Below are 21,889 nucleotides of genomic sequence, written 5' to 3' on the forward strand. Positions count from 1 at the left end.
TTCTATTGAAATAATATAGAAATTGTCTTTTTAACAACTATAATTTTATTATGTAAAGTTAATTTTTTAAGTGATTTCAATGTCTTTCTATCCTTATCTTTATGATGAGGGTATAGAATATATATATTATTAATTCTATGTTTGCTATAATAACGTAAACATAAATACTTAATTTGAGGTGTTAATTTGGAAACAGGACGTATTGTTAAACTAATTAGTGGAGTATATCAAGTAGATGTAGGTGGAAAAAAATATAATACTAAACCTCGTGGTCTTTTTAGAAAGAAAAAATTTTCTCCTGTAGTAGGAGATATCGTTGACTTTGACATTCAAAATGAAGATGAAGGTTATATTCACCACGTGCATGAACGCCACAATGCATTAAAGCGTCCTCCAGTAAGTAATATTGATGGTCTGATTATTGTAATGAGTGCGGTTGAACCTAAATTTTCAACACAATTGTTAGACAGATTTTTAGTGATTGCACATTCTTACAACTTATCTCCTAGTATATTAGTCACTAAAAAAGATATTGCTAGTGAAACGCAAATCAATCATATCGAAACAATACTAAATACATATAAGGAAATAGGATATTCTGTTCAATTTGTAGGTAAAAAAACTGATAAAGTTGATATTGTGAATACTTGGCCCAATGGTCTAATTGTGCTAAGTGGACAATCTGGTGTTGGAAAATCAACATTTATAAATACGTTTAAACCAGAACTAAATCTTGAAACCAATGATATCTCTAAATCACTTAATCGAGGCAAACATACGACAAGACATGTAGAGCTATTTGAAAGAGAAAATGGTTTTATAGCAGATACACCTGGTTTTAGTGCACTTGATTTTGATCATATTGAAAAAGATGATGTAAAGTATTACTTTAAAGAAATTAATACTTTTGGAAATGATTGTAAATTTAGAAATTGTAATCATATTAAAGAACCTAAATGCAATGTTAAACATCAATTAGAAAACAATAATTTAGCACAATTTCGTTATGAACACTATTTACAATTAGTTAATGAAATTTCGAATAGAAAGGTTAGATATTAATGAGACACATTTTTCCTTCTTTATTATCAGTCGATTTTTTGAATTTAAAACATGAAATACAATTATTAGAAGAAGCGGGCGTTGACGGTCTACATTTTGATGTTATGGATGGTCAATTTGTACCTAATATATCAATTGGATTACCCATATTAGATGCAGTAAGATCAACTACACAATTACCAATTGATGTACACCTCATGATTGAGAATCCTGAAAACTATATTGAGACATTTGCAAAACATGGTGCAGACATGATTTCAGTCCATATTGAATCAACCCCTCATATTCATCGTGCTATTCAACTTATCAAAAGTCTAGATAAAAAAGCAGGTGTAGTAATTAATCCTGGCACCCCTGTAGATAGGGTCGTACCTGTTCTTTCCATGGTGGATTATGTTTTAGTAATGACGGTTAATCCTGGTTTCGGTGGACAAACATTTATCGACATGTGTGCTTCAAAAATTAAGTTATTAAATGATTTGAAGTCATCTTTTAATTTAAATTTTAATATTGAAGTCGATGGCGGTATAAATGATAAAACGATAGATATTTGTGCAAAACATGGGGCTAACCTTTTTGTTACAGGTTCATACTTTTTTAACCATGATGATTATAAAACAGTGACTAAAATATTGAGAGGTTGAGATAATGAAAATTAATTTACTATGTGGAGATCGTCATTTACCACCTCATATTTTTTCAAAATTATCAACTGAACCTTGGGGTGGAATAGATCGTGGGACTTTAATTCTTTCTGAACACAGTATTGTACCTGTTTTTTCAGTGGGCGATTTTGACTCCGTCAATGATGAAGAAAGAGAAATTTTAAAAAAAACATTAAATATTCATCCAGTTAAAGCTGAAAAAGATGACACTGATTTAGCATTAGGCGTAGAACAAGCTATTCAAAAGGGATATACAGAAATAGATATCTACGGAGCAACGGGTGGAAGATTAGATCATTTTATGGGAACATTACAAATTCTTTTCAAGTCAGACTATATAAAAAAAGAAATTATAATTAAAGTAATAGATAAGCAAAATGAAATCATGCTACTTAATACCGGAACACATCAACTTCATAAATCTGATAAATATCAATATGTTTCATTTATTCCAGTAAATGGAGAAGTGATATTATCTTTATCTGGGTTTAAATATAATTTAAATCATCAGCACTTAGAAATAGGCTCTACACTGACAATTTCTAATGAAGTCAATCGATCAATGGCAATTATCGAAGTTGAAAAAGGTCAAGTACTGCAAATGAGAAGTAGAGATTTAGAGTAATAAAAAAATGCCTTCACCACATATGAAGGCATTTTTAGTGCATTATATTTATTAAACTCTAGTAACTTTACCAGATTTTAAAGCACGAGCAGAAACCCAAACTTTTTTAGGTTTACCGTCAACTAAAATTCTAACTTTTTGAAGGTTAGCGTTAAATCTGCGTTTGTTCGCATTTAAAGCGTGTGAACGATTATTACCAGTCGTAGCTTTACGACCTGTTACGTAACATTGTTTACCCATCAAAGTACCTCCTTTAATAAATATAAATACACTTAACTACTTATATACTTAAACTAAGATACCATATATCAATATTTAAAGCAATAAAATCATATGTAATTTATGTTAATTGTTTTGAAAATGTAAATCTATGGTATAATTAACTATTGTGGAGTTATTATAATATATTTTTATGTAGATTGGCTTATTTATAAAATAGTTATCTTTATCATATATGTATACATCATTTATTAAATATGATTTTAACCATAATTCAGGAGGATAATGAAGATGACATTAGAAATCTTAAATGACTATGGCAAAATTGATATCTCAAATGAGGTCATTGCTTCTGTTGTAGGAAGTAAAGCTGTAGAAAGTTATGGCATTGTTGGCATGGCATCTAGACAACAAGTAAGAGACGGTATTGCTGAAATATTAGGACATGAGAATTATGCTAAAGGCATTGTTGTTAAAGAAGATAATGGTGTGATTGATATAGATATGTACATCATTGTAAGTTATGGTGTCAAAATTTCTGAAGTAGCTAACAATGTACAATCATCAGTAAAATATACACTCGAAAGTTCACTTAATATTAAAGTGAATTCTATTAATATTTTTGTACAAGGTGTAAGACTTAATAACAAGGGCAAGAAGGTATAGGAGGACAAAGCACGATGATTAGCAAAATTAATGGTAAATTATTTGCCGATATGATTATACAAGGGGCACACAATTTATCTAATAATGCAGATTTAGTTGATTCCCTTAATGTATACCCGGTACCTGATGGTGATACAGGAACAAATATGAATTTAACAATTACCTCAGGTCGCGAAGAAGTTGAAAATAATTTATCTCAAAGTATTGGTGAATTAGGTAAAACTTTTTCTAAAGGACTTTTAATGGGAGCACGTGGTAACTCTGGTGTTATTTTATCTCAATTATTTAGAGGATTTTGCAAAAATATTGAAGATGAAAAGGAGATTAATGCTCAACAATTTGCTAGTAGTTTTCAAGCAGGTGTAGATACAGCTTATAAAGCAGTCATGAAACCAGTTGAGGGAACTATTTTGACTGTTGCCAAAGATGCAGCAAGTGCAGCTATGACTAAAGCAGAAGAAACAGATGACTGCATCGAAGTAATGGAATATACAATCGAAAAAGCTGAGCAATCTTTAAATAATACGCCAAATTTATTAGCAGTTTTAAAAGAAGTAGGCGTAGTGGATAGTGGCGGTAAAGGTTTATTATGTGTCTACGAAGGCTTTTTAAAAGGACTAAAAGGCGAAAAAGTTGAAGCTAACAAACAAAAATTAGACACAGAAGATTTGGTTCATGAAGAACATGATTTTCATGGGGTTATTAATACAGAAGATATTAAGTACGGTTATTGTACTGAAATGATGGTACGCTTTGGAAAAGATAAAAAAGAATTTAATGAACAAACATTCAGAAATGATATGAGCGAATTTGGTGATTCATTATTAGTTATTAATGATGATGAAATAGTTAAAGTCCATGTACATACAGAAACACCAGGTGAAGTGTTCAATTATGGACAACAATATGGTGAACTTATTAAATTAAAAGTAGAAAATATGCGTGAACAACATCGTGAAGTAATTAGAAAAGAACAAAGTCATCAACAAGCAACAGCTTCGCAACAACCTAAAACAGTTGAAACAGCAGTAATTGCCATTTCAATGGGTGAAGGTATCTCTGAGTTGTTCACTTCAATGGGTGCGACACACATTATTAGTGGTGGGCAAACAATGAATCCTTCTACAGAGGATATTGTTAAGGTGATTGAACAGTCTGAATGCCAGCGTGCAATTATCTTACCAAATAACAAAAATATTAGAATGTCTAGTGATCAAGCAGCACAACTTGTTAAAGCTGACACAGTAGTCATTCCAACTACATCTATTCCTCAAGGTATTGCAGCACTTTTCCAATATGATGTTGCATCTACGTTAGAAGAAAATGCGTCTCATATGAATACAGCGTTAGAAACAGTTAAATCTGGATCAATTACATTTGCTGTCAGAGATACTAAGATTGATGGTGTAGATATTAAAAAAGATGAATTTATGGGATTAGCTGAAAGTAAAATTGTGACTAGTAATGCAGATGAATTTAAAACTATTACTGGCTTATTAAGTACATTGTTAAATGAAGAAAGTGAAATATTAACAGTGATAACTGGTGAAGATGCACAATCTGATATGACAACTCAATTAGAAGAATGGATAGAAAATGAATATCCAGATGTTGAAATAGAAATCCATAAAGGTGATCAACCAATTTATCCATATTTATTTGCTGTAGAATAAAGTGAGATTTAATAGTGGGAGTGATAACGATGAAATAATTGTCGTTGTCACTCCCCATTTTATATTTAAGAAAATTATTGAAAAATATGACAATGGAGAGCTTAATTTAATAGATTTTTCAAGACATAATGACCAATCAATATATAGTAAAATAGAAAGATATGCTATCAGTAATGAACTGTAAAATAGAGGAAGATATAACAATTAAGAAGATATCTAATACTCAAAGAGTGATTAAAAATATCATATAATTCAGCAGTAATAATAACTGGGAATATATGTATAAATCGTTCTTGATTTGGACCTTGATGAAATATAAAATATTTCGTACTTCTAAAATTTAAATAAGATGAAGAGCTAATGCAAAATCAATTAAAATAGATTGAAACATTGTAGGATCTCTTTTTATTGGTTAAGTATGATAATTGATATTAGTGTTAAAAGTGAATGTTGTACGTTTATACGTTTAAATGAAGCGAGTGATATTCATTTGTCGAGTGAGCTATAGTAAGATGGTATCACTAAATATTTATAATAAACGTGATAAAATATAAATAAGATTAAAAATATTAGGTGAGAAATAATGTCGAAAGTTAGTTTAATTGAAAGTCCATATCCGCTTCAATCTATAAAAGGACTTGGACCAAAGAGAATTGCTTTACTACATGAATTAAACATTCACACAATAGAAGATTTAGTGTTATATTTACCAACACGTTATGAAGATAATACTGTCGTAGATTTAAACTTAGCTGAAGATCAATCTACTGTGACAGTAGCAGGAGAAATTTATTCTGTACCCACGGTAGCCTTTTTTGGCCGGAATAAATCAAAATTAACTGTCCATTTAATGATTGATAATATCGCAGTTAAATGTGTATTTTTTAATCAACCGTATTTAAAAAAGAAAATTGAGTTAAATCAAATAGTAACAATAAAAGGTAAATGGAATCGTGCTAAACAAGAAATTAATGGCAATCGTATTTTTTTTAATGACACTCATACCTCTACTGAAGAAGTGAGATTAGAACCGGTATATCGACTTAAAGAAGGTATTAAACAAAAACAGATGCGTGATATGATTCATCAATCTCTTAATGATGTCACTATACATGAATGGATTACAGAGGAATTAAGACAAAAGTACAAATTGGAATTACTAGATTATACTATTAAAACGTTGCATCTACCTAAAGATAAACAAGCGCTTATGCGTGCGAGACGTACATATGCTTTTACTGAATTATTTATGTTTGAACTACGTATGCAATGGTTAAATCGCGTAGAAAAAGCTTCAGATGAAGCCATTGAAATTAATTATGATATTAATAAAGTAAAGTCATTTATCCAGTCGTTACCTTTTGAATTAACAGATGCACAGAAATCGAGCGTTAATGAAATATTTAGAGATTTGAAAGCGCCAATACGCATGCATCGTTTATTACAAGGTGATGTTGGGTCAGGGAAAACAGTTGTAGCAGCAATTTGTATGTATGCACTCAAAACTGCTGGATATCAATCTGCACTGATGGTACCTACAGAAATTTTGGCTGAACAACATGCAAACAGTTTAACAGAACTTTTCGGTGACCATATGAATGTGGCTTTAATAACTGGATCGGTAAAAGGAAAAAAAAGACGTGTATTGCTAGAACAATTAGAGAATGGAACGATCGATTGTTTAATTGGTACACATGCATTGATTCAAGATGATGTACAATTTAAAAATGTAGGGTTAGTGATTACTGATGAACAGCATCGTTTTGGTGTGAATCAACGTCAATTACTAAGAGAAAAAGGTGCTATGACCAACGTATTGTTTATGACTGCGACGCCTATACCGAGAACGTTAGCCATTTCAGTATTTGGAGAAATGGATGTGTCCTCAATTAAACAACTACCTAAAGGTCGAAAGCCAATTATTACACATTGGGCGAAACATGAACAGTATGACCAAGTGTTAGCTCAAATGACAAGCGAACTAAAAAAAGGACGCCAAGCCTATGTGATTTGTCCACTAATTGAAAGTTCTGAACATCTAGAAGATGTACAAAATGTTGTTGAACTTTTTGAGTCACTACAAGAATTTTATGGTAAAACACATGTAGGTTTATTACATGGGAAAATGTCAGCAGACGAAAAAGATGATGTAATGGCACGTTTTAGTCATCATGATATTGATATCTTAGTGTCGACAACCGTAGTTGAAGTAGGCGTTAATGTTCCTAATGCTACATTCATGATGATTTATGATGCTGATCGCTTTGGATTATCTACATTACATCAACTTAGAGGTCGTGTTGGACGTAGTGAACATCAAAGTTATTGTGTATTAATTGCATCACCTAAAACAGAAACTGGCATAGAAAGAATGACCATTATGACACAAACTACAGATGGATTTGAATTAAGTGAACGTGACTTAGAAATGAGAGGCCCTGGTGATTTCTTTGGAGTTAAACAAAGCGGGTTACCAGATTTTATGGTTGCTAATATAGTAGAAGATTATCGTATGCTAGAAGTAGCTCGTGATGAGGCTGCAGAACTCATTCAATCCGGGGAGTTCTTTACTGAGAAATATGAACGTTTAAGAGCATTTATCAACGACCATTTACTTAACATAAGTTTTGATTAACATCAGTAAACTGATATTTAATTCAAATTATTTATTATATGAACATGTAATATTTGTTGAGGATAATAAATAGAAAGTGTTATGATATGTGAGGAATGATTAAGACTTGGTACTAAAATATTTAAAGGGGAGGAAAGTATGAAATTAAAAAAAAACAGAACGTCGTCATGAGATTAAGAAGGCGATTAATGAAAACCCCTTTATTACGGATAGTGAATTGTGTGAATTATTCAACGTAAGTATTCAAACTATCCGTCTGGATCGCACACAACTTAATATTCCTGAATTACGTAAACGTATTAAATCTGTAGCTAAACAAAATTATGAATATATCAAAGGATTGGAAGCTAATGAAGTGATTGGGGATCTTATTCAAGTTAAACCTAATTATTCTGCCCAATCTATTATAGAAATTACAGAAGAGTATGTGTTTCAAAAAACACGTATTGCACGGGGGCATATTTTATTTGCTCAAGCTAATTCATTATGTGTAGCCCTAATACATAACTCTACTGTGTTAACTCAAGAAAGTAATTTGAAATTTATTGAAAAAGTAAAGTTGCATGATAATGTTAGAGCAGAAGCAACCGTAATCAATAGAACAAATCGACATTATGATATAAAAGTGGAATCTTTTGTAAAAGATACACGCGTTTTTACAGGCATATTTAAAATGTTTTATATAAGTGAGGATGAAAACCATGGTTAAAATTGCTGTAGATATGATGGGTGGCGACAATGCACCAGGAATCGTATTAGAAGCTGTAGAAAAAGCAATCAATGATTTTAAAGATTTAGAAATTATTTTATTTGGTGATGAAAAACAATATACATTAAATCATGAGCGTATAGAGTTTAGACATTGTTCAGAAAAAATTGAGATGGAAGATGAGCCTGTACGTGCCATTAAAAGAAAAAAAGACAGTTCAATGGTACGCATGGCAGAAGCGGTTAAATCTGGTGAGGCAGATGGCTGTGTATCTGCTGGTAATACAGGTGCTTTAATGTCAGCAGGGCTATTTATCGTCGGACGTATTAAAGGCGTAGCTAGACCAGCACTTGTTGTCACATTACCTACTATCGATGGTAAAGGATTTGTCTTTTTAGATGTTGGAGCCAATGCAGATGCAAAACCTGAACACTTATTGCAATATGCACAGCTAGGTAATATTTATGCTCAAAAAATTAGAGGTATTCAACAACCTAAAATATCATTGTTGAATATCGGAACTGAACCAGCAAAAGGAAATGCTTTGACTAAAAAAACATATCAATTATTAAAAGATGAAGCGACTATTCGATTTAATGGAAATATTGAGGCTAAAACATTGATGGAGGGTGACACAGATGTAGTTGTCACTGATGGTTATACTGGAAATATGGTACTAAAAAACATCGAAGGTACTGCTAAATCAATTGGAAAAATGTTAAAAGGTACACTATTAGCTAATTTAAAAAATAAGCTTGCTGCGGCGATATTGAAAAAAGATATCAGTAAGTTTGCGAAAAAATTAGATTATGCAGAATATGGTGGATCTGTTCTTTTAGGGTTAGATGGTACTGTAGTAAAAGCACATGGCAGTTCAAATGCACGTGCATTCTATTCTGCAATTCGACAAGCTAAAATTGCTGGTGATGAACAAATAGTAAAAATTATGAGAGAAACGGTAGGTAGTGACAATGAGTAAAACTGCAATTGTTTTTCCTGGACAAGGTGCACAAAAAGTCGGAATGGCTAAAGATTTATATCAAGTTAATAAAGATGCGACTTCTATTTTAGAATTAGCGCAAACAACGGTTGATTTTGATTTATTAGAAACGATGTTTACAGATAAAGAGGAAAAATTAGGAGAAACTGAGAATACTCAACCTGCATTGTTAACACATAGTATTGCATTACTAAAAGCACTAAACCATATAGATGCTGACTATACAATGGGGCATAGTCTAGGTGAATATTCAAGTTTAGTGGCTGCTGGTGTACTAAAATTTGAAGATGCAGTGAAAATTGTGCGTAAGCGTGGCGAATTAATGACTCAAGCTTTTCCAAATGGTGTAGGAAGTATGGCTGCTGTTTTAGGGCTAAGTTATGAAGAGGTAAATGAAATTTGTAAAGAAATTTCATTTGGAGATCAATTAATTGAACCTGCCAATATTAATGCACCAGGTCAAATCGTTGTATCTGGGCATAAAGCGCTGATTGATAAATTAACTAAAGAAGGAAAATCTTTAGGTGCGAAGCGTGTGATTCCTTTAGCAGTATCAGGTCCTTTCCACTCTTCAATGATGCAAGTAATTGAAGAGAATTTCGCTTCATTTATTGATCAATTCACTTGGAATGATGCTCAATTTCCTATCGTTCAAAATTACAATGCTCATGGAGAAACAAAAGCAGAAACGATTAAACAAAATATGGTGAAACAACTCTATTCACCAGTACAATTTATTAAATCGACAGAATGGTTAATAGACCAAGGTGTGGATCATTTTATTGAAATTGGACCTGGTAAAGTATTATCTGGTTTAATTAAAAAAATTAATCGAGATGTTAAAATTACATCGATTCAAACATTAGAAGATGTGAAAGGATGGAATGAAAATGACTAAAAGTGCATTAGTAACTGGTGCTTCTAGAGGAATTGGACGTAGTATTGCATTGCAATTAGCAGAAGATGGATTCAATGTAGCAGTTAATTACGCGGGTAATAAAGAAAAAGCAGAAGCAGTGGTTAAAGAAATTAAAGAAAAAGGCGTAGAAAGTTTTGCAATACAAGCAAATGTTGCTGAAGGTGATCAAGTCAAAGTTATGATTAAAGAAGTTGTAAATCAATTTGGCTCTTTAGATGTTCTTGTAAACAACGCAGGTATTACAAAAGACAATTTATTAATGCGAATGAAAGAGCAAGAATGGGATGACGTTATTAATACTAACTTAAAAGGGACATTTAATTGTATTCAAAAAGCTACGCCACAAATGTTACGTCAACGTAGCGGTGCTATTATTAATTTATCTAGTATTGTAGCGGCTATGGGTAATCCTGGACAAGCTAATTATGTTGCGACAAAAGCAGGTATTGAAGGACTGACAAAATCAAGTGCACGTGAACTTGCTTCACGTGGTATTACTGTTAATGCAGTTGCGCCTGGGTTTATCGTCTCAGATATGACAAATGCATTAAATGAAGATCTTAAATCACAAATGTTGGAGCAAATTCCATTATCACGTTTTGGAGAAGATAAAGATATTGCCTATGCAGTGTCATTTTTAGCATCTGATCGTGCAAAATATATTACAGGTCAAACGTTATCAGTTAATGGTGGCATGTATATGTAATATATACGTCATGTATTTAAAAGGATAAATAGTCATTATCCTTTTAATAAATACTTGTGTTTTAGCCCTTAAAATGGGAAAATATAATAGTCTATGGATAGACACTTTTAAAGGAGGTGAATCGACGTGGAAAACTTCGATAAAGTAAAAGATATCATCGTTGACCGTTTAGGTGTAGACGCTGATAAAGTAACAGAAGATGCATCTTTCAAAGATGATTTAGGCGCTGACTCACTTGATATCGCTGAATTAGTGATGGAATTAGAAGACGAATTTGGTACTGAAATTCCTGATGAAGAAGCTGAAAAAATCAACACTGTTGGTGATGCAGTTAAATACATCAATAGTCTTGAAAAATAAAAACTTACATCTGAGTCGTCGTCATGATGGCTCAGATTTTTTTCATAGGACATCAATAACATGAACGGAGGTTTATCAATCATGCACCCGAAACAATCAGAAATGATTAAAGACTTTCAATATCAATTTGATAAAAAAATGAAAATGCTTGGTCTTAGTTATACTCATTTAGATGTGTACCAACAAGCGTTTTCGCACTCTAGCTTTATTAATGATTTTAATATGGATCGATTAGCTCATAACGAGCGTTTAGAATTTTTAGGAGATGCGGTATTAGAATTGACGGTTTCACGTTACCTTTTTGACAAATATCCTAATTTACCAGAAGGAAATTTAACTAAAATGAGAGCGACAATCGTATGTGAACCCTCACTTGTAATATTTGCAAATAAAATTGAATTAAATCAACTCATTTTACTTGGAAAAGGTGAAGAAAAAACAGGTGGTAGAACAAGACCTTCATTAGTATCAGATGCTTTTGAAGCGTTTATTGGGGCTTTATACTTAGACCAAGGCTTAGAAGTAGTCTGGAAGTTTGCTCAAAAAGTCATTTTTCCATATGTAGAACATAATGAATTAATTGGCGTGGTCGATTTTAAAACACAATTCCAAGAATATATTCATAGTCAAAGTAAAGGGGATGTGACGTATCATTTGATTAAAGAAGAAGGTCCAGCACACCATCGTTTATTTACATCTGAAGTGATTTTAGAAAATAAAGCAATCGCAAAAGGACAAGGCAGAACAAAAAAAGAATCTGAACAAAAAGCAGCTGAAAGTGCTTATCATAAGTTAAGAGATGAGAACAAATAATAATGAACGCATTTCATATATTATCTTCTTTTCAACAAGAATGAGTATGAATGAATTAAGGAGAAGAGTATGGTTTATTTGAAATCTATAGATACCGTTGGCTTTAAGTCATTTGCAGATCGTACGAATGTACAGTTCGATAAAGGCGTGACAGCAATTGTTGGTCCAAATGGTAGTGGGAAAAGTAATATTACTGATGCGATTAAATGGGTTTTAGGAGAACAATCTGCTAAGTCGCTTCGTGGCTCTAAAATGGAAGATATTATTTTCTCAGGGGCAGAACATCGTCAAGCACAAAATTATGCAGAAGTACAATTAAAATTAGATAATTCTACAAGAGAGTTGCAGATTGAGGCTGATGATGTGATTGTAACACGTCGTCTTTATCGTAGTGGAGAAAGCGAATATTATTTAAATAATGATAGGGCACGTCTACGCGATATTACAGAGTTATTTTTAGATTCTGGTCTAGGAAAAGAAGCGTTTAGTATTATTTCACAAGGTAGAGTAGATGAAATTTTAAATGCTAAACCTGTTGACCGACGTCAAATCATAGAAGAATCAGCGGGTGTTTTAAAGTATAAAAAAAGAAAAACGGAATCTTTACAAAAGCTAGGTCATACAGAAGATAATCTATCTCGAGTAGAGGATATTTTATATGATTTAGAAGGGCGTGTTGAACCTCTAAAAGCAGAAGCATCTATTGCTAAAGAATACTTACAATTATCAAAAGAGATGGAGCATAGTGATGTTGTCGTAACTGTACACGATATTAATCAATATGATGAAGAGAATCGTCAACTCGATGAACGATTGAATCATCTAAAAAGCCAACAAGCTGAAAAAGAAGGTCAACAAGCTCAATTAAATCAATATTTACAAAAACAAAAAACGCAACGTCAAAAACTTGAAAGAGATACCGACCACACTAATATAGATTTAATTACTACAACTGAGGAATATGAAAAATTTATTGGAAAATTAAATGTACTTGAAGAGCGAAAAAGAAATCAATCAGAAACGAATGCACGATTTGAAGAAGAATTAGATAATTTACAGTATGAATTAAAGAATGTTCAAGATGAAAGAGAACTTTCTGTAGAACAAGTATCTAAACTTAAAAAACAGCATCAATCGCTTAATAAAGAGATTAAACAGTTAGAATCAAAACTTAATCTTACAGATGCACAACATGATGAAAAATTAGAAACTATTAAAAATGAATATTATGAATTAATGTCCGAGCAATCTGAAGTGAATAATGATATTCGTTTTTTAGAACGTACTATTCAAGAAAATGAAACCAAAAAAACACGTCTCGATGCAAGATTAATAGAAGTATTTGATCAACTTAAACATATTCAAAATGACATACATCAAACAGAACAAGCGCATACTACTACATCACAAAAAATGAACATAACAGAGAAAGACATGCGTGATGTTGAAGATCGTTTATCTGAAGCAAAACGTATAGAAGCGACATATGAAGATAAGTTATATCAAGCATATCGATATACTGATAAAATGCGCGTGCGTATGGAAAGTTTAGAAACACAAGCAGAAGACTATTCCTACTTTTTTAATGGAGTAAAACATATATTAAAAGCAAAAGAGAATACTTTAAGTGGTATTCATGGTGCAGTAGCTGAAGTCATCAAGGTACCATCAAAATTGACACAAGCGATTGAAACAGCGTTAGGAGCCTCATTACAACACATTATTGTAAATAATGAAAAAGATGGTCGCCAAGCGATAAAATTTTTAAAACAACGAGGATTAGGAAGAGCAACATTTTTACCACTAAATGTAATTAGAGCAAGAAGTTTATCTCATCATATTCAAAATATAGCTCGAAATTTTGATGGTTTTATTAATATTGCATCGGAAGCGGTTGAAGTTAATCAAACGTATCAAGCTGTGATAGATAATTTGATGGGTACTACAATTATAGTGGAGAATCTTAAAATTGCGAATGAACTTGCAAGAGCGATTCAATATAAAGCACGAATCGTTACCTTAGAAGGAGATATCGTTAATCCAGGAGGAGCAATGACAGGTGGCGGAATGCGTCAATCAAAAAGTATTTTAGCTCAAAAAGATGAATTGGCAACAATGAAAATACAATTAAACGACTACGAAGAGAAAACAAAAGAATTCGAACAACAATTGCAAAAGCAAAAAGAGAAAGTTGAGACATTAAGTAATAAGTATGTAGAGTTAAGCCAACAATATCATCAATTAAAAGATACCGCTCACGAAGAAACATTGACTTTAGATCGATTGAAAAAACAAGAAACACATATAAAAAGTGAACATGAAGAATTTGAATTTGAGAAAAATGATGGCTATCAAAGTGAAAAAAGTCGTCACACATTAAAGCAACAACAATTGCGTTTATCTGAAATTCAAGAGCAACTAAAACAACTTGAAAATGACATAGAGGTATATTCAAAACTCTCTAAAGAAGGTAAAGAAAATGTATCGCAAGTTGAAAAAGAATTAAATCAAAAACGTTCTGATGTTGCAGTCGTTAAAGAAAAAATAAGTCATCAAATTATGTCATTGGAAAGAATAGATAAGCAACTTGCACAAATTAACCAACAAATCATTGCAACTAAAGAGAAAATAGAATTATTTAATTCTGACGATATGATGGGCGAAAAAGCATTTCAACAACTTCAATCAAGTATCCAAGATAAAGCGTCTCAACGTGATAAATTAAAACAAAAACTTGATACTTTAAAAGAACAGAAAGATTCTATAAATGAAGATATTGAAATTCATGAGTACAAACTCGAACAATGCCATCAAGATTTATTATCTATTGAAAGTTTTTATCAAGATATTAAGGCCCAACAGTCTAAATTAGATGTTCTTATTAATCACGCAATGAATCATTTAAATGAAACGTATCATCTTACACTTGAACGTGCGAGAGAAACTTATCAATCAGATGTTTCAATAGAAACATTAAGAAAAAAAGTAAAATTAACTAAGATGTCAATTGAAGAATTAGGTTCAGTTAATGTTAATGCTATTGAACAATTTGAAGAATTAAATGAACGTTATACATTTTTGAATGAACAGAGAAATGATTTAAGAGAAGCAAAACAGACTTTAGAACAAATCATTAATGAAATGGATCAAGAAGTAAAAGATCGTTTCAAAGCTACATTTTTTGAAGTACAAGATTATTTCACAACTGTCTTTCAATCACTTTTTGGTGGTGGTCATGCCAAGTTAGAGCTTACGGATGATGATTACTTGTCTGCAGGAGTAGATATTATTGTTCAACCACCAGGTAAAAAATTACAAAATCTTTCTTTATTAAGTGGTGGCGAACGCGCATTAAGTGCTATTGCATTACTGTTTGCTATTTTAAAAGTAAGATCAGCACCATTTGTTATACTAGACGAAGTGGAAGCAGCTTTGGATGAAGCTAATGTTATTCGTTACGCACAGTTTTTAAATGATTTATCGGAAAAAACACAGTTTATTGTCATTACGCATAGAAAAGGTACCATGGAGTATTCGGATCGTTTATATGGTGTTACAATGCAAGAGTCAGGCGTTTCAAAATTAGTAAGTGTAAATTTAAATACAATAGATGAGGTTATGAAGGAGGAAAATGCATGAGTTTTTTCAAACGACTAAAAGATAAATTTTCTACAAAGTCGACTGAAGATATTGAAAAGGAATTAACGGAAGATGAGGAATTAGATCAACCATCAACAAAAGACAATGAACAAGAAAATGAAGAACCTGCACCAAAAAAGAAAAAACCACGTAAATTAAGCGAAGCTGACTTTGACGAAGATGGGTTAATTTCAATTGAAGATTTTGAAGAAATTGAAGCTCAAAAAATGGGAGCGAAATTTAAAGCAGGTTTAGAAAAATCAAGAGAAAACTTCCAGGAGCAATTAAATAACTTGATTGCACGTTATAGAACTGTAGATGAAGATTTCTTCGAAGCTTTAGAAGAAATGTTGATTACTGCGGATGTAGGTTTCAATACGGTTATGCAATTAACGGATGAATTACGTACAGAAGCACAACGTCGTAATATCAAAGAAACTGAAGGTTTAAGAGAAGTTATCGTTGAAAAAATTGTAGAAATTTATCACCAAGAAGATGATCATTCAGAAGCAATGAATATCGAAGATGGCCGATTAAATGTCATTTTAATGGTTGGGGTCAATGGTGTAGGTAAAACTACAACGATTGGTAAATTGGCACATCGTTATAAAATGGAAGGTAAAAAAGTTATGTTGGCTGCTGGTGATACTTTCAGAGCAGGTGCAATTGAACAATTACAAGTTTGGGGCGATCGTGTAGGCGTAGAGGTAATCAGACAAAGCGAAGGTTCTGATCCTGCAGCAGTGGTTTATGATGCAATCAATGCGGCTAAGAATAAAGATGTAGATATATTAATTTGTGATACAGCAGGTCGTTTACAAAATAAATCAAACTTAATGCAAGAATTGGACAAAATGAAACGAGTCATTAGTCGTGCTGTTCCAGATGCACCACATGAAGCATTATTATGTTTAGACGCAACCACTGGTCAAAATGCACTATCACAAGCACGTTCATTCAAAGAAGTAACCAACGTTTCAGGGATTGTGCTCACTAAATTAGATGGCACAGCAAAAGGTGGTATTGTACTTGCTATTCGAAACGAATTGCATATTCCAGTAAAATACGTTGGTTTAGGTGAAAAACTAGATGATTTACAACCATTTAATCCTGAAAGTTATGTATATGGATTGTTTGCTGATATGATTGAGCAAAATGATAATATCCCTGATGAAATGCAAAGCTTAACAGATAATAATGAGGAACACCAAAATGGGGAAAAATGATTTAGTTAAAACGTTAAGAATGAATTATCTATTTGATTTTTACCATTCTTTGCTTACTGAAAAACAAAAGAATTATCTTGAGTTATTTTATCTAAATGATTACTCATTAAGTGAAATTGCTGAAACGTTTAAAGTGAGTAGACAAGCGGTTTATGATAATATAAGAAGAACTGGCGATTTAGTAGAAGACTATGAAACTAAATTAAAGTTATATGAGAAATTTGAACAACGTCAAATGATTTATAACGAAATGAAACAATCTATTCATGATACTAAAAAACTGGAACATTTAATCCAAAAATTAGAAGAACTAGAATAATTTATAAGGAGGTTGTTAATATGGCATTTGAAGGATTATCCGATCGTTTACAAGCCACGATGCAAAAAATTCGCGGTAAAGGTAAAGTAACAGAAGCGGATATTAAAACAATGATGCGTGAAGTTAGATTAGCATTGTTAGAAGCCGATGTTAACTTCAAGGTAGTCAAAGACTTCGTTAAAACAGTTTCCGAACGTGCTTTGGGATCAGACGTTATGCAGTCTTTAACACCTGGACAACAAGTTATAAAAATAGTACAAGATGAATTAACACAATTAATGGGTGGAGAAAATACATCTATTAAAATGGCTAATAAGCCACCCACAGTTGTAATGATGGTTGGTTTACAAGGGGCAGGTAAAACAACTACCGCTGGTAAATTGGCATTGTTAATGCGTAAAAAATATAATAAAAAGCCAATGTTAGTAGCAGCCGACATATATCGTCCAGCTGCGATTAATCAATTACAAACAGTAGGTAAACAACTTGATGTACCTGTTTATAGTGAAGGTGATCAAGTTAAACCACAACAAATTGTAGATAACGCATTAAGATATGCTAAAGAAGAACATTTGGACTTTGTAATTATCGATACTGCGGGACGTTTACACATTGATGAAACATTAATGAATGAATTAGCTGATGTTAAAGAAATCTCAAAACCAGATGAAATTATGCTTGTTGTAGATGCAATGACAGGACAAGATGCTGTGAACGTTGCGCAATCATTTGATGAGCAATTGGATGTCACTGGTGTGACTTTAACTAAATTAGACGGAGATACTCGTGGTGGTGCGGCACTTTCTATTCGTGCAGTAACACATAAACCAATTAAATTTGTTGGTATGAGTGAAAAAATGGATGGTTTAGAATTATTCCATCCAGAGCGTATGGCATCTCGTATACTAGGTATGGGTGACGTATTAAGTCTTATTGAAAAAGCGCAACAAGATGTGGACCAAGAAAAAGCTAAAGATTTAGAAAAGAAAATGCGTGAGTCTTCATTTACATTAGATGACTTCTTAGAACAATTGGATCAAGTGAAGAATTTAGGACCACTGGATGATATTATGAAAATGATTCCAGGTATGAATAAAATGAAAGGCTTAGATAAGCTAAATATGAGTGACAAACAAATTGACCATATTAAAGCTATTATTCAATCAATGACACCTAATGAAAGACAAGATCCAGCAATTTTAAATGTTTCAAGAAAGAAACGTATAGCAAAAGGCTCAGGCCGTTCATTGCAGGAAGTGAATCGTTTAATGAAACAATTTAATGATATGAAAAAAATGATGAAACAATTTACGGGTAATGGTCGTAAAGGTAAAAAAGGTAAACGTAGCCAAATGGAAAATATGTTAAAAGGCATGAATTTACCATTCTAAAAAGTAATGAAAGCGGAATAACATCCTAAGTGTTATTCCGCTTTTTCATAAATAAGTAAAGGAACGCATGTACATTGGCACATACATAACTAAAATGAATAAAGGTAAGCTCTAGTTAAAGCTAGTACATAATCAAATCTACAATTTATTTCATAAATCTAGATTTGGTAAAGAAAAAAGTCTTTACAAAGTTGGAGGTTCCTGTTATTATTATTTCTTGTAGAAAATAAAAATTAAAAGATTTAAAGGAGAGTTTTATAAATGGCAGTTAAAATTCGCTTAACTCGTTTAGGTTCAAAAAGAAATCCATTCTATCGTATCGTTGTAGCTGATGCGCGTTCACCACGTGATGGTCGTATCATCGAACAAATCGGTACTTACAATCCAGCAAGTGTAAATGCACCAGAAGTTAAAATCGATGAAGAATTAGCTTTAAAATGGTTAAAAGACGGTGCAAAACCAACTGATACTGTTCACAATATCTTATCAAAACAAGGTATTTTAAAAACATTTGATGAACAAAAACGTTCAAAATAATTGATAATAATATCAATATCATATAATAACAGGTCTGTGGCATAAGGTATGTCACAGGCTTTTATTATATTCTCACTTTATAAGAAACATGTTAATATGTATAAATAAACGACTATGTAAGGAGGATAAGGATGCAAGTAGAAGTAGGACAAATTGTAAATACACATGGGATTAAAGGAGAAGTAAAAGTAAAATCTAATTCTGATTTTACTGATACACGTTTTCAACCTGGAGAAGTCCTTATCGTGAATCACCACCATAATGAAATAGAAATGACTATTACATCATATCGTATACATAAAGGATTTCACATGCTTAAATTTGAAGGTATTAATAATATTAATGACGTCGAACAATATAAAGGCGACTACTTATTCCAAGAACGTGATCATGAGGATATTGAATTGAATGAAAATGAATTTTACTATTCTGATATTATTGGGTGTACGGTTTTTAATAATGATACACCAATTGGAAGAGTCATTAATATTTTTGAAACAGGTGCCAATGATGTATGGGTTGTTAAAGGTGACAAAGAATACCTTATTCCATATATAGCAGATGTCGTTAAAGAAGTAGATGTTGAACATAAAACAATTCGTATTACGCCAATGGAAGGATTATTAGAATAATGAAAATAGATTACCTAACATTATTTCCAGAAATGTTCGACGGCGTTCTAAATCATTCGATTTTGAAGCGTGCGCAAGATAAAAATATTATTGAAGTTAATACTGTAAACTTTAGAGATTACGCTGAAAATAAACATAATCAAGTGGATGATTATCCGTATGGTGGCGGTCAAGGAATGGTTTTAAAACCAGAACCAGTGTTTAATGCAATGAAAGATTTAAAACGTACTGATAAAACGCGTGTCATTCTCATGTGTCCTCAAGGACGACCATTCTCTCAAGCAATTGCTGAAGAATTGAGTGAAGCTGAACATATTGTATTTATTTGTGGACACTACGAAGGATATGACGAAAGAATTAGAGAAAATTTAGTAACCGATGAAATTTCAATGGGGGATTATGTATTGACTGGCGGAGAATTACCAGCTATGACTATGACTGATGCTATCGTTAGATTAATTCCTGGAGTACTTGGTAATGAACAATCCCATCAAGATGATTCTTTCTCCGATGGTTTACTTGAATTCCCACAATATACACGTCCAAGAGAATATAAAGGTATGACTGTACCTGACGTATTGTTATCTGGAAATCATGCAAATATAGAAAAATGGCGACATGAACAAAAATTAATACGTACTTTGCATAAACGTCCGGACTTACTAGAAAAGTATCAATTAAGTGATAAGGATAAAGAATTTTTAGAAAGCTATAAAAACCAATTGAAAAACAATTAGGAGTATGCTAATATATATCAAGTGTGAAAAGACACTAAAAATCACTATGATCCGCTGCTATATGAATGTCTAGGCAAGAACATAGGTTGAAGGAGAGTATAAAAATGAGTAATCATAAGTTAATCGAAGCAGTTACAAAATCACAATTACGCACAGACTTACCAACTTTCCGTACTGGTGACACTTTACGTGTACACGTACGTATCGTCGAAGGTTCACGTGAACGTATCCAAGTTTTCGAAGGTGTTGTAATTAAACGCCGCGGTGGAGGAATTTCTGAAACTTTCACAGTTCGTAAAATTTCTTCAGGTGTAGGTGTGGAACGTACATTCCCATTACACACTCCAAAAATCGAAAAAATCGAAGTTAAACGTCGCGGTAAAGTACGTCGTGCTAAATTATACTACTTACGTAGTTTACGTGGTAAAGCTGCAAGAATTCAAGAAATTCGCTAATCAGTATATAGAAAACTATACTAAAAAATGGGTAAGTTAATACGCATTTAAAAAAGAGTCTTGGATATAAAGTTTCAAGATAAGTAAAAAAAGACAATTTCTATTGAAATAATATAGAAATTGTCTTTTTTATAATTTTTGTGATTATTTTCTGCTCATTGAGCTGTTACTTTTCTTAAATTAAGTGTCATTAGCTCAAATCCTAGTTCTCTTTTGTCTTTATTTATCCCTCGAACGGACATTCGAGTGGAACTCAAAATAGCCTTTATAAATCTAAAAACAGACGCCACATCAATTTTTCTTTGACTATAGATGGTTTTTGTTTTTGAAAGCTTTTTATTAATTTGCGCTTTAAAATATTCCCAATTATAATTCTTCATTACTTTTTTATTTGTTTTTGAATTGAAGTTCATACATGGGTGTTTCAGAGGACATTCTGAATCATCATCACATTCATATAATTTAAAATCTCGTTTAAAGCCATATTTATCATGGTGATAGGTATATTTTTTAAATACTAGTCTTTTATTGTTCGGACAAATAAATTCAGTCTTAGTATTTGTTTCTACAATATCATTTACATGTCGTGAAATATCATGTATGGGAATGAGAACTGAAATTACCATTGGTAGAGTAAGATGAATCATATTATAATCTTTATACATAAGACATCTCGTTGATTTAGTTTAGTGATGTTTATTAAATTGTACGAATATGCCTTATTTTCTTAAGTATTTCAATGTAAAATTACATATAAATACAAAATATTTTGGCAAGACTCTTGAGAGAACAGAACAAGCTGAAGACTGCAGGCTGAAGCTATTCCCTAAAAAAGCGAGCCAACAATACGCAGTATTGTAAATAAAGAAGCCAGTAAATGAATTTATAATAAACTCATTTA

Annotated in this window: 21 protein-coding genes and 1 pseudogene; 20 read left to right on the forward strand and 2 right to left on the reverse strand. The window is 32.1% G+C overall.

What is annotated here, in order from left to right; genetic code table 11:
- The first annotated feature begins 186 nt into the window (after positions 1-186).
- The 3 genes from rsgA to HMPREF2930_RS06750 are packed head-to-tail and all read left to right on the forward strand — an operon-like array spanning position 187 to position 2,352.
- On the forward strand, positions 187-1,062 hold the full coding sequence (rsgA, locus tag HMPREF2930_RS06740; protein ID WP_017174574.1) for a ribosome small subunit-dependent GTPase A: 876 nt from the start codon (positions 187-189) through the stop codon (positions 1,060-1,062).
- The gene (gene rpe, locus HMPREF2930_RS06745; protein ID WP_017174575.1) at positions 1,062-1,706 is read left to right on the forward strand and encodes a ribulose-phosphate 3-epimerase; all 645 of its coding nucleotides are present in this window, start codon (positions 1,062-1,064) and stop codon (positions 1,704-1,706) included. The genes rsgA and rpe overlap by 1 nt, the downstream gene beginning before the upstream one ends.
- 4 nt (positions 1,707-1,710) lie before the next feature.
- The gene (locus tag HMPREF2930_RS06750) at positions 1,711-2,352 is read left to right on the forward strand and encodes a thiamine diphosphokinase (RefSeq protein ID WP_017174576.1); all 642 of its coding nucleotides are present in this window, start codon (positions 1,711-1,713) and stop codon (positions 2,350-2,352) included.
- A 51-nt stretch (positions 2,353-2,403) separates the two neighbouring features.
- Here HMPREF2930_RS06750 and rpmB read toward each other — a convergent pair whose 3' ends face one another.
- Positions 2,404-2,592, reverse strand: a complete 189-nt coding sequence (rpmB, locus tag HMPREF2930_RS06755) for a 50S ribosomal protein L28 (protein ID WP_002448748.1) — start codon at positions 2,590-2,592, stop codon at positions 2,404-2,406.
- A gap of 270 nt (positions 2,593-2,862) precedes the next feature.
- Between rpmB and HMPREF2930_RS06760 the strand changes: the two genes are divergently transcribed.
- The 17 genes from HMPREF2930_RS06760 to rplS all read left to right on the forward strand — a co-directional run bounded on the left by HMPREF2930_RS06760 (position 2,863) and on the right by rplS (position 20,988).
- Positions 2,863-3,237, forward strand: coding sequence for an Asp23/Gls24 family envelope stress response protein (locus tag HMPREF2930_RS06760; RefSeq protein ID WP_002448841.1), 375 nt, complete (start codon positions 2,863-2,865; stop codon positions 3,235-3,237).
- Positions 3,238-3,251: 14 nt separating this feature from the next.
- A complete protein-coding gene (gene fakA, locus HMPREF2930_RS06765) occupies positions 3,252-4,910 on the forward strand; it encodes a fatty acid kinase catalytic subunit FakA (RefSeq protein WP_017174577.1) in 1,659 nt (552 codons plus the stop codon).
- Between the two features lie 583 nt (positions 4,911-5,493).
- Positions 5,494-7,545, forward strand: a complete 2,052-nt coding sequence (gene recG, locus HMPREF2930_RS06770; RefSeq protein ID WP_017174578.1) for an ATP-dependent DNA helicase RecG — start codon at positions 5,494-5,496, stop codon at positions 7,543-7,545.
- A gap of 172 nt (positions 7,546-7,717) precedes the next feature.
- The gene (gene fapR, locus HMPREF2930_RS06775) at positions 7,718-8,254 is read left to right on the forward strand and encodes a transcription factor FapR (RefSeq protein WP_070597271.1); all 537 of its coding nucleotides are present in this window, start codon (positions 7,718-7,720) and stop codon (positions 8,252-8,254) included.
- The gene (gene plsX / locus HMPREF2930_RS06780; RefSeq protein WP_017174580.1) at positions 8,247-9,233 is read left to right on the forward strand and encodes a phosphate acyltransferase PlsX; all 987 of its coding nucleotides are present in this window, start codon (positions 8,247-8,249) and stop codon (positions 9,231-9,233) included. The genes fapR and plsX overlap by 8 nt, the downstream gene beginning before the upstream one ends.
- Positions 9,226-10,152: an ACP S-malonyltransferase gene (fabD, locus tag HMPREF2930_RS06785; protein ID WP_017174581.1), complete on the forward strand. Its 927-nt coding sequence runs from the start codon at positions 9,226-9,228 to the stop codon at positions 10,150-10,152. Before plsX ends, fabD begins: the two co-directional genes overlap by 8 nt.
- The gene (fabG, locus tag HMPREF2930_RS06790) at positions 10,145-10,879 is read left to right on the forward strand and encodes a 3-oxoacyl-[acyl-carrier-protein] reductase (protein WP_017174582.1); all 735 of its coding nucleotides are present in this window, start codon (positions 10,145-10,147) and stop codon (positions 10,877-10,879) included. The genes fabD and fabG overlap by 8 nt, the downstream gene beginning before the upstream one ends.
- A 126-nt stretch (positions 10,880-11,005) precedes the next feature.
- A complete protein-coding gene (locus HMPREF2930_RS06795; protein WP_001830184.1) occupies positions 11,006-11,239 on the forward strand; it encodes an acyl carrier protein in 234 nt (77 codons plus the stop codon).
- A gap of 81 nt (positions 11,240-11,320) precedes the next feature.
- On the forward strand, positions 11,321-12,052 hold the full coding sequence (gene rnc, locus HMPREF2930_RS06800) for a ribonuclease III (RefSeq protein ID WP_002448736.1): 732 nt from the start codon (positions 11,321-11,323) through the stop codon (positions 12,050-12,052).
- Between the two features lie 69 nt (positions 12,053-12,121).
- Positions 12,122-15,691, forward strand: coding sequence for a chromosome segregation protein SMC (smc, locus tag HMPREF2930_RS06805; RefSeq protein WP_017174583.1), 3,570 nt, complete (start codon positions 12,122-12,124; stop codon positions 15,689-15,691).
- On the forward strand, positions 15,688-16,917 hold the full coding sequence (ftsY, locus tag HMPREF2930_RS06810; RefSeq protein ID WP_017174584.1) for a signal recognition particle-docking protein FtsY: 1,230 nt from the start codon (positions 15,688-15,690) through the stop codon (positions 16,915-16,917). Before smc ends, ftsY begins: the two co-directional genes overlap by 4 nt.
- The gene (locus HMPREF2930_RS06815; RefSeq protein ID WP_017174585.1) at positions 16,904-17,236 is read left to right on the forward strand and encodes a putative DNA-binding protein; all 333 of its coding nucleotides are present in this window, start codon (positions 16,904-16,906) and stop codon (positions 17,234-17,236) included. Before ftsY ends, HMPREF2930_RS06815 begins: the two co-directional genes overlap by 14 nt.
- A gap of 20 nt (positions 17,237-17,256) precedes the next feature.
- Positions 17,257-18,627, forward strand: coding sequence for a signal recognition particle protein (ffh, locus tag HMPREF2930_RS06820; protein ID WP_002448737.1), 1,371 nt, complete (start codon positions 17,257-17,259; stop codon positions 18,625-18,627).
- A gap of 261 nt (positions 18,628-18,888) precedes the next feature.
- Entirely contained in the window at positions 18,889-19,164 is a 276-nt protein-coding gene (rpsP, locus tag HMPREF2930_RS06825; RefSeq protein ID WP_002448807.1) for a 30S ribosomal protein S16, read from the forward strand.
- Between the two features lie 131 nt (positions 19,165-19,295).
- Entirely contained in the window at positions 19,296-19,796 is a 501-nt protein-coding gene (gene rimM, locus HMPREF2930_RS06830; RefSeq protein ID WP_017174586.1) for a ribosome maturation factor RimM, read from the forward strand.
- Positions 19,796-20,533, forward strand: coding sequence for a tRNA (guanosine(37)-N1)-methyltransferase TrmD (gene trmD / locus HMPREF2930_RS06835; protein ID WP_017174587.1), 738 nt, complete (start codon positions 19,796-19,798; stop codon positions 20,531-20,533). The genes rimM and trmD overlap by 1 nt, the downstream gene beginning before the upstream one ends.
- Before the next feature lie 104 nt (positions 20,534-20,637).
- Positions 20,638-20,988: a 50S ribosomal protein L19 gene (gene rplS / locus HMPREF2930_RS06840; protein WP_002448843.1), complete on the forward strand. Its 351-nt coding sequence runs from the start codon at positions 20,638-20,640 to the stop codon at positions 20,986-20,988.
- A 74-nt stretch (positions 20,989-21,062) separates the two neighbouring features.
- Here rplS and HMPREF2930_RS06845 read toward each other — a convergent pair.
- Positions 21,063-21,536, reverse strand: a pseudogene (locus tag HMPREF2930_RS06845) (transposase); the annotation flags it as partial.
- Positions 21,537-21,889 lie beyond the last annotated feature (353 nt).

This window comes from Staphylococcus sp. HMSC068C09, assembly GCF_001813735.1.
GTDB classification, from domain to species: Bacteria; Bacillota; Bacilli; order Staphylococcales; family Staphylococcaceae; genus Staphylococcus; species Staphylococcus hominis.

What these genes read in the sequence shown, in the direction of transcription:
- rpe (WP_017174575.1), top strand. Translation starts at nt 1,062, where the DNA reads ATGAGACACATTTTTCCTTCTTTATTATCAGTCGATTTTTTGAATTTA.
- HMPREF2930_RS06750 (WP_017174576.1), top strand. Translation starts at nt 1,711, where the DNA reads ATGAAAATTAATTTACTATGTGGAGATCGTCATTTACCACCTCATATT.
- rpmB (WP_002448748.1), bottom strand. Translation starts at nt 2,592, where the DNA reads ATGGGTAAACAATGTTACGTAACAGGTCGTAAAGCTACGACTGGTAAT.
- HMPREF2930_RS06760 (WP_002448841.1), top strand. Translation starts at nt 2,863, where the DNA reads ATGACATTAGAAATCTTAAATGACTATGGCAAAATTGATATCTCAAAT.
- fakA (WP_017174577.1), top strand. Translation starts at nt 3,252, where the DNA reads ATGATTAGCAAAATTAATGGTAAATTATTTGCCGATATGATTATACAA.
- recG (WP_017174578.1), top strand. Translation starts at nt 5,494, where the DNA reads ATGTCGAAAGTTAGTTTAATTGAAAGTCCATATCCGCTTCAATCTATA.
- plsX (WP_017174580.1), top strand. Translation starts at nt 8,247, where the DNA reads ATGGTTAAAATTGCTGTAGATATGATGGGTGGCGACAATGCACCAGGA.
- fabD (WP_017174581.1), top strand. Translation starts at nt 9,226, where the DNA reads ATGAGTAAAACTGCAATTGTTTTTCCTGGACAAGGTGCACAAAAAGTC.
- fabG (WP_017174582.1), top strand. Translation starts at nt 10,145, where the DNA reads ATGACTAAAAGTGCATTAGTAACTGGTGCTTCTAGAGGAATTGGACGT.
- rnc (WP_002448736.1), top strand. Translation starts at nt 11,321, where the DNA reads ATGCACCCGAAACAATCAGAAATGATTAAAGACTTTCAATATCAATTT.
- smc (WP_017174583.1), top strand. Translation starts at nt 12,122, where the DNA reads ATGGTTTATTTGAAATCTATAGATACCGTTGGCTTTAAGTCATTTGCA.
- ftsY (WP_017174584.1), top strand. Translation starts at nt 15,688, where the DNA reads ATGAGTTTTTTCAAACGACTAAAAGATAAATTTTCTACAAAGTCGACT.
- HMPREF2930_RS06815 (WP_017174585.1), top strand. Translation starts at nt 16,904, where the DNA reads ATGGGGAAAAATGATTTAGTTAAAACGTTAAGAATGAATTATCTATTT.
- ffh (WP_002448737.1), top strand. Translation starts at nt 17,257, where the DNA reads ATGGCATTTGAAGGATTATCCGATCGTTTACAAGCCACGATGCAAAAA.
- rpsP (WP_002448807.1), top strand. Translation starts at nt 18,889, where the DNA reads ATGGCAGTTAAAATTCGCTTAACTCGTTTAGGTTCAAAAAGAAATCCA.
- rimM (WP_017174586.1), top strand. Translation starts at nt 19,296, where the DNA reads ATGCAAGTAGAAGTAGGACAAATTGTAAATACACATGGGATTAAAGGA.
- trmD (WP_017174587.1), top strand. Translation starts at nt 19,796, where the DNA reads ATGAAAATAGATTACCTAACATTATTTCCAGAAATGTTCGACGGCGTT.
- rplS (WP_002448843.1), top strand. Translation starts at nt 20,638, where the DNA reads ATGAGTAATCATAAGTTAATCGAAGCAGTTACAAAATCACAATTACGC.